Origin of the sequence: Candidatus Methanocrinis alkalitolerans, assembly GCF_029167205.1 — an archaeon.
Lineage (GTDB): Archaea > Halobacteriota > Methanosarcinia > Methanotrichales > Methanotrichaceae > Methanocrinis > Methanocrinis alkalitolerans.
Map to the genome: position 1 here is coordinate 1 of NZ_JARFPL010000084.1, position 1,556 is coordinate 1,556.

Below are 1,556 nucleotides of genomic sequence, written 5' to 3' on the forward strand. Positions count from 1 at the left end.
GTTGATCGAGGAAAAATTGTCAAAGTCATCGTGCATCTTAGCGAATCGCAGATTGTCATTCTGAGGCTGTTGGGGCCAGAATGCGAAAATTACTACGGGCTGAACTGAAGGTGCGGAATGTGGGATTAAGTAATAATGTACGTCATTTTTGCTGCGATATGTCTCCTGCATTTATATCTGGAGTAACTAAATATTTTCCTGATTCTTCAATAACATTTGATAAGTTCCATGTGATGAAGCTTATGAACCAAGCTGTAGATCAAGTGCGACGTGAGGAGCAGTCTCAGAACAGCAACTTGAAGCGCACCAGATATATCTGGCTGAAAAATCCTGAGAAACTCACAAAAAAGCAGAGAACTGAATTAGGGTCCCTTAGAGATATGAGATTAAAAACCATGCGAGCTTACAATATCAAATTGAGCTTAAGAGATCTCTGGAACTTCAAAGACCCTCTTTTGGCAGAAGATTGGTTGAAACGATGGTATTTTTGGGCAACGCACTCAAGGCAGACCCCTGTTATTGAAATAGCAAAAACGATTAAGGCGCATTGGCATGGTGTTCTGAACTATATAAATACCAGAATTGATAACGGAATCTTAGAAGGGATAAATAGCCTTATCCAATCAGCAAAAGACGCCGCGAGAGGCTTCAGGACAACAAAGAATTTTGTTACAACTATATGGCTCTTCGCTATTCAGTGTGGGTAACTTCATGATAGCGATAAGCGGACTCGATCATGCAAATGCCTGCCATGAATTCCGTTCCTGAGTCAGCACGTAGCGATACATATCATGATCCTCCCTATTCCCGGCAGTCATGAAGTTATTGGGACCAAGCTACAGGATTGGCGATCCCTTAAATCCACCCACACAAAACAGCGAGGAGCCAACTATATATCTAAGATTGGGAAAACTCAAGTTCAATCTACCCACATGAAACAGCGAGGAGCCTTTTTGGTTTATGTTTAAGCGGAGTTTCGTACCGGTGAAGCATAAGGCGACCATTTGGCGGTTATGGCGGTGGGTTTTGGTGGGGTAATACGACCGCCCGATCCCAGGCCACCATATCGAAATCGGCTCGATTTTGGCGGAGGGGTCAAGCCCAAGAGAATCTCTCCGCAAGAATCGTCTATATAAGGGCGGAAATGGCGTCAAGAGAGCCGGTTAATCTACAGGGGCCTCGATTCGCCTCCATGCTGACGAGCTTTTTGTCGGTTAGTTCTCTTGTTAAGACCGCCGAAATGGTGGCGGATCTGGGGTGGGTGCTCTTGATGGCACTTCAATGGTCATGATTCAGGGCAGATCTGGCTCTATTTGCTTGTTTTATACATCTATTCTAATTTAACCAGGCATCCCAGGCGATGATCGGCATCTATCGCCGGGAACCTCCGGCGAGAGAGGGGCGATCTTGCCAGGTTGAAAGTGAGATCCATAGGTCATCGGTTAAGGATCGGTTTAAATAGTCTCGCAGATTTTTGATCCCACTTCCGTTATACAAAATATAGCATAACCTTATTAATAACCTATTGGAACTATAGACCACTGATATATAATTCA

At 44.3% G+C, this 1,556-nt stretch carries 1 protein-coding gene; it reads left to right on the plus strand.

Going from position 1 to position 1,556, the window contains the following annotated elements; all coding sequences use genetic code 11:
- Positions 1–80: 80 nt before the first annotated feature.
- Entirely contained in the window at positions 81–707 is a 627-nt protein-coding gene (locus P0O24_RS12430) for a transposase (RefSeq protein ID WP_316970067.1), read from the plus strand.
- Positions 708–1,556 lie beyond the last annotated feature (849 nt).

Bases quoted from the DNA above. Each gene is read 5' to 3' on its own strand.
- P0O24_RS12430 (WP_316970067.1), top strand. From the start codon at position 81: ATGCGAAAATTACTACGGGCTGAACTGAAGGTGCGGAATGTGGGATTA.